Annotated in this window: 5 protein-coding genes (1 of these 5 running past the window's edge); 4 read left to right on the forward strand and 1 reads right to left on the reverse strand. The window is 70.5% G+C overall.

Going from position 1 to position 5,000, the window contains the following annotated elements; translation table 11 throughout:
• The coding region (locus I9P22_RS18925; RefSeq protein ID WP_269846660.1) for a helix-turn-helix domain-containing protein at positions 1-399 on the forward strand (399 nt) is incomplete at its 5' end.
• Here the strand turns inward: I9P22_RS18925 and I9P22_RS18930 are convergent.
• A complete protein-coding gene (locus tag I9P22_RS18930) occupies positions 396-1,379 on the reverse strand; it encodes an AraC family transcriptional regulator (RefSeq protein WP_199261144.1) in 984 nt (327 codons plus the stop codon). The genes I9P22_RS18925 and I9P22_RS18930 overlap by 4 nt on opposite strands.
• A gap of 128 nt (positions 1,380-1,507) precedes the next feature.
• On the opposite strand from I9P22_RS18930, the gene I9P22_RS18935 reads away from it, so the two are divergent.
• The 3 genes in view from I9P22_RS18935 to I9P22_RS18945 are tightly spaced (at most 12 nt apart) and all read left to right on the forward strand, a layout consistent with a single transcriptional unit that may run on beyond the window.
• Positions 1,508-3,175 (forward strand): acyl-CoA synthetase, encoded by a 1,668-nt coding sequence (locus I9P22_RS18935; RefSeq protein ID WP_199261145.1) that lies wholly within the window; start codon positions 1,508-1,510, stop codon positions 3,173-3,175.
• A gap of 9 nt (positions 3,176-3,184) precedes the next feature.
• Complete coding sequence (locus I9P22_RS18940) at positions 3,185-3,952, forward strand: SDR family NAD(P)-dependent oxidoreductase (protein ID WP_199261147.1); 768 nt, start codon at positions 3,185-3,187, stop codon at positions 3,950-3,952.
• A 12-nt stretch (positions 3,953-3,964) separates the two neighbouring features.
• Positions 3,965-5,000, forward strand: partial view of an acetyl-CoA C-acyltransferase gene (locus I9P22_RS18945; RefSeq protein ID WP_199261149.1) — the 5' portion only. The gene runs 146 nt beyond the window's last position; the window shows 1,036 of its 1,182 coding nt (coding positions 1-1,036); the start codon lies at positions 3,965-3,967; its stop codon lies beyond the right edge, outside the window.

Here is a 5,000-nt window from a genome sequence, read left to right on the forward strand (position 1 = left end):
GCGCGCGCCATGGCCGAGGGCTGCGAGGCGTTGCGCTTCGTGCCGCTGGGCCGGCACGGCCGTGCCGTCTGGGTCGATGTCGGCCCCCCCGCCGAGCGCATGGCCCGGCACCTGGCGGCGGTGACAGCGGCGCTGCAGGACGCCCGGCACGAGCTGGCGCGGGTCGCGGACTGGCAGGGCCGGGCGCGGGCGGCGATGGCGGGGATCAAGGGCGACAATCCGGCCCGGGTGATCCAGGCGCTGGCCGCCCATCCGATCCTGAACGCCGCCATGCTGGAGGAAAGCGCCGGCATCAGCCGCGACACCGCCGAGCGGATGCTGGCGCGGATGCGCGAGCTGGGCTTGGCGCGCGAGATCACCGGCGGGCGGCGATTCCGGCTGTGGGTGCTGGCGGGCTAGGCGGCCTCGCGGCGGAAGGCGGCCGGCGTGGTGCCGGCGAGCTTGAGGAAGGCGCGATGGAAGGCGCTGGGTTCGCCATAGCCGAGCCGGGCGGCGATCTCGGCCACGCTGAGGTTGGTGTCGCGCAGCAGCTGGCGGGCGTGCGTCAGGCGGATCTCGGCGCGGATGGCGGCGAAGCCCTGGCCCTCGGCCCGCAGCCGGCGGCGCAGCGTCGCGGGCGACAGGCGCAGGGCGGCGGCGACGCTGTCGAAATCCGGCCAGTCCTCGGGCGGCGATGCCCGCAGCCGGGCGCGGATGCGCGCCGAAAGCCCCTGATCGTGGCGATAGCGCAACAGGATGTTGGCGGGGGCGCCGCGCAGGAAGCCCTGCAGCGCCTTCTCGTCGCGGATGGTTGGCAGCGACAGGTAGCTGGCGGCGAAGCTGAGCCGGCTGACCGGCTGGCCGAAATGCACCGGCGCGCCGAAGAACTGGTGATAGTCGCGGCGGTTTGGCGGCGCCGGGCAGGCGAAATCCACCCGCATCAGCGGGATGCGCCGGCCGATCAGCCAGCACATCACCCCCAGCAGGATCAGCCAGTAGGTGCGATAGGTAAAGGCGCGGCGCGGCGGGCCGGTGTCGCGCAGCAGGATCTCGGCCTGGCCGGCGCGCAGGCGCAGCTCGCCCGCCGGGTCGTCCAGCACCACGACCAGGAATGTCAGCGCCCGGCGCAGGGCGCGTTCCAGCGTGCCGGCATGCAGGACCGCCTGGCAGAGCAGCTGGAAGCTGCCGGGACGCATGGGGCGGGCGGCCTCGTCGAAGAACTCGTCACGGATCAGGTCCGCGATGGCGAGCCAGAGCTTGCCGTATTGCAGGTTCGAAACCGGCTCGGCCAAGGTGGTGATGCCGGATTGCGCCAGGAGCGGCGCCGGGTCGAGGCCGCGGCGGTGAAGGCAGTCCAGCGCGTCCTCGACGAAGCCGGGCGAGATGCTGCGGCGCTCCATGGCAGACCTGTTGCAAAACCGATCAGCTATTCTGGCCGCGAATGTCATTGTTTGCAATGCGGCCGGCGCTAAGCTGCCGGCAAGCTCGAGGAGCCCGCGGGAATGCGGGAGAGTTGAGGAGGAGAGACATGTCTGCGACGACCCTGTCCCGGTCGCGTCCTGGCTATGAGCAGGCCGTGGCGCAATTCCGCATCGAGGATGCCATCGCCGGGCTGCGCGGCGACCTGGAGACCGGGCTGAATGCCTGCGTTGAATGCTGCGACCGCCATTGCGGCGCGGACCGGGTGGCGCTGCGCTGCCTGTCGGCCGACGAGGTGCTGACCGAATACAGTTTCGAGCAGCTGCGCGGCATGGCGGCGCGGGCGGCGAACCTGATGCGCGACAAGGGCGTCCGGCCGGGCGACGTGGTGGCCGGGCTGCTGCCGCGCACGGTCGATCTGGTCGCCGTGGTGCTGGGCGCCTGGCGGCTGGGCGCGGTCTATCAGCCGCTGTTCACCGCCTTCGGTCCCAAGGCCATCGAGCACCGGCTGAAGACCAGCGGCGCCAGGCTGGTGGTGACGAATACGGCGCAGCGGCCCAAGCTGGACGAGGTCGAGGATTGCCCGCTGGTCGCCACGGTGCGCGGCGAGGCCGAGGCGCTGGCGCCGCAGGACGTCGATTTCCGCGCCGGGCTGGCCATGGCCTCGGACGCGTTCGAGCCGGTGCTGCGCCGGGGCGAGGACCTCTTCATGATGATGTCCACCTCGGGCACCACCGGGCTGCCCAAGGGGGTGCCGGTGCCGCTGCGGGCGCTGCTGGCCTTCGGCGCCTATATGCGCGATGCCATCGACCTGCGCGAAAGCGACGTGTTCTGGAATATTGCCGATCCGGGCTGGGCCTACGGGCTTTATTATGCGCTGACCGGGCCCTTGCTGCTGGGCCAGCCGATGATCTTCTACGAGGGCGGCTTCACCGCCGAGAGCACCTATCGCATCATCAGGCGCATGGGGGTGACGAGCCTTGCCGGCTCGCCCACCGCCTACCGGCTGCTGATCGCGGCGGGGCCGGAGGCGGCCGGGGCGGTCAAGGGGCAGTTGCGGGTGGTCAGTTCCGCCGGCGAGCCTTTGAACCCCGAGATCATCCGCTGGTTCGCCGAGCATCTGGCGGTGCCGATCCACGACCATTATGGCCAGACCGAGATGGGCATGTGCGTGAACAACCATCACGGGCTGGAGCATCCGGTGCGTCCGGGCTCGGCCGGGCTGGCGATGCCGGGCTATCGCGTCGTGGTGCTGGATGATGACGGCAACGAATTGGGGCCGAACCAGCCGGGCGTGCTGGCCATCGACATGAAGCGTTCGCCGCTGATGTGGTTCAGCGGCTATCTGAACCAGGCGACGCCGGCGCTGGCGGGGGGCTATTACCGCACCGGCGACAGCGTGGAGTTCGAGCCGGACGGCTCGATCAGCTTCATCGGCCGGTCGGATGACGTGATCACCTCCTCGGGCTATCGCATCGGGCCCTTCGACGTGGAAAGCGCGCTGATCGAGCACCCGGCGGTGGTCGAGGCGGCGGTGGTCGGCGTGCCGGATCCCGAGCGGACCGAGATCGTGAAGGCCTTCGTGGTGCTGGCCAAGGGGGTCGAGGGGACCGAGGCGCTGCGCGAGGAACTGGCGCAGCATGTCAAGAAACGCTTGTCGGCCCATGCCTATCCCCGGATGATCGATTTCGTCGCCGACCTGCCCAAGACGCCGAGCGGCAAGATCCAGCGCTTCATCCTGCGCAAGGCGGAAGTCGAGAAACTGGCCCGGAATTAAGGACGCATCATGCAGATCGAGGATAAGGTATTTCTGGTCACCGGCGCCGGTTCCGGCCTGGGCGCGGCGGTGGCGCGCATGGCGGTCGGCGCTGGCGCGCGGGCGGTGCTGCTGGACGTGAACGCCGAGGCCGGCGCGGCCGTGGGGGCTGAACTGGGCGCGGCCGCGCGCTTCGTCAGGACCGACGTGACCAGCGTCCCGGAGGGCGAGGCGGCCATCGCCGCGGCGCTGGAGGCTTTCGGCCGCATCGACGTGGCGGTGAATTGCGCCGGCGTGGCGCCGGGCGAGAAGATCGTCGGGCGCGAGGGACCGCATGGGCTGGAAAGCTTCGCCCGCGCCATCCAGATCAACCTGATCGGCACCTTCAACATGTTGCGGCTGGCCGCCGATGCCATGGCGAAGAACCCGCCGGGCGAGGGCGGCGAGCGCGGGGTGATCGTCAACACCGCCTCGATCGCGGCCTATGACGGGCAGATCGGGCAGGCGGCCTATGCGGCCTCGAAGGGCGGCGTCGCGGCGCTGACCCTGCCGGCGGCGCGGGAACTGGCGCGGCACGGCATCAGGGTGGTGACCATCGCGCCGGGCATCTTTGCCACGCCGATGATGGCCGGGCTGCCGCAGGAGGTGCAGGACAGCCTGGGCGCCAACGTGCCTTTCCCGCCGCGGCTGGGCCATCCGGCGGAATATGCGGCGCTGGTGCGCCATATCGTCGAAAACCAGATGCTGAACGGCGAGGTCATCCGGCTGGACGGCGCGCTGCGCATGGCGCCGAAATAGGGGAGATCCATCATGAGCACCGATCCGATTGTCATCACCGGCCTGGCCCGCACGCCGATGGGCGGCTTCCAGGGCGATTTCGCCGGGGTCGAGGCCCCGGCGCTGGGCGCGACCGCGATCAAGGCGGCGCTGGGCGACCTGGACCCGCAGGCGGTGGACGAGATCATCATGGGCTGCGTGCTGCCCGCCGGCCAGGGCCAGGCGCCGGCGCGCCAGGCGGCACTGGGGGCCGGGCTGCCGCTGGGGGCCGGGGCGACGACCGTCAACAAGATGTGCGGCTCGGGCATGAAGGCCGCGATGCTGGGCCATGACCTGCTGCTGGCGGGCTCGGCCGATGTCGTGGTCGCGGGCGGCATGGAGAGCATGTCGAACGCGCCCTATCTGCTGCCGAAAGCGCGGTCGGGCTATCGCATGGGGCATGGGCAGGTGATGGACCACATGTTCCTGGACGGGTTGGAGGATGCCTATGACAAGGGCCGGCTGATGGGCACCTTCGCCGAGGATTGCGCGGAAGCCTATCAGTTCACGCGCGAGGCGCAGGACGAATTCGCGATTTCCTCGCTGACGCGGGCGCAGAAGGCCATCGCCGCCGGGCATTTCGCGGGCGAGATCGCACCGGTGACGGTCAAGGGGCGCGGCGGCGAGACGGTCGTGGATACCGACGAGCAGCCGGGCAAGGCGCGGCTGGACAAGATCCCGACCTTGAGGCCGGCCTTTCGCAAGGAGGGCACGGTGACGGCGGCCAATTCCTCGTCGATCTCGGATGGGGCGGCGGCGCTGGTGCTGATGCGGGCCTCGGAGGCCGAGCGGCGCGGGCTGACCCCGCGGGCGCGGATCCTGGGGCATGCGACCTTCGCCGACAAGCCGAGCCTGTTTCCGACCGCGCCCATCGGCTCGGTGCGGCGCCTGCTGGAGCGGACGGGGACGGCGCTTTCGGATTACGACCTCTTCGAGATCAACGAGGCTTTCGCCGTGGTCGCCATGGCGGCGATGCGCGACCTTGGCCTGTCGCATGAAGTGGTGAATATCCATGGCGGCGCCTGCGCGC

This window comes from Paracoccus binzhouensis (assembly GCF_016446475.1).
GTDB classification, from domain to species: domain Bacteria; phylum Pseudomonadota; class Alphaproteobacteria; order Rhodobacterales; family Rhodobacteraceae; genus Paracoccus; species Paracoccus binzhouensis.

Bases quoted from the DNA above. Each gene is read 5' to 3' on its own strand.
- I9P22_RS18930 (WP_199261144.1), bottom strand. From the start codon at position 1,379: ATGGAGCGCCGCAGCATCTCGCCCGGCTTCGTCGAGGACGCGCTGGAC.
- I9P22_RS18940 (WP_199261147.1), top strand. From the start codon at position 3,185: ATGCAGATCGAGGATAAGGTATTTCTGGTCACCGGCGCCGGTTCCGGC.
- I9P22_RS18935 (WP_199261145.1), top strand. From the start codon at position 1,508: ATGTCTGCGACGACCCTGTCCCGGTCGCGTCCTGGCTATGAGCAGGCC.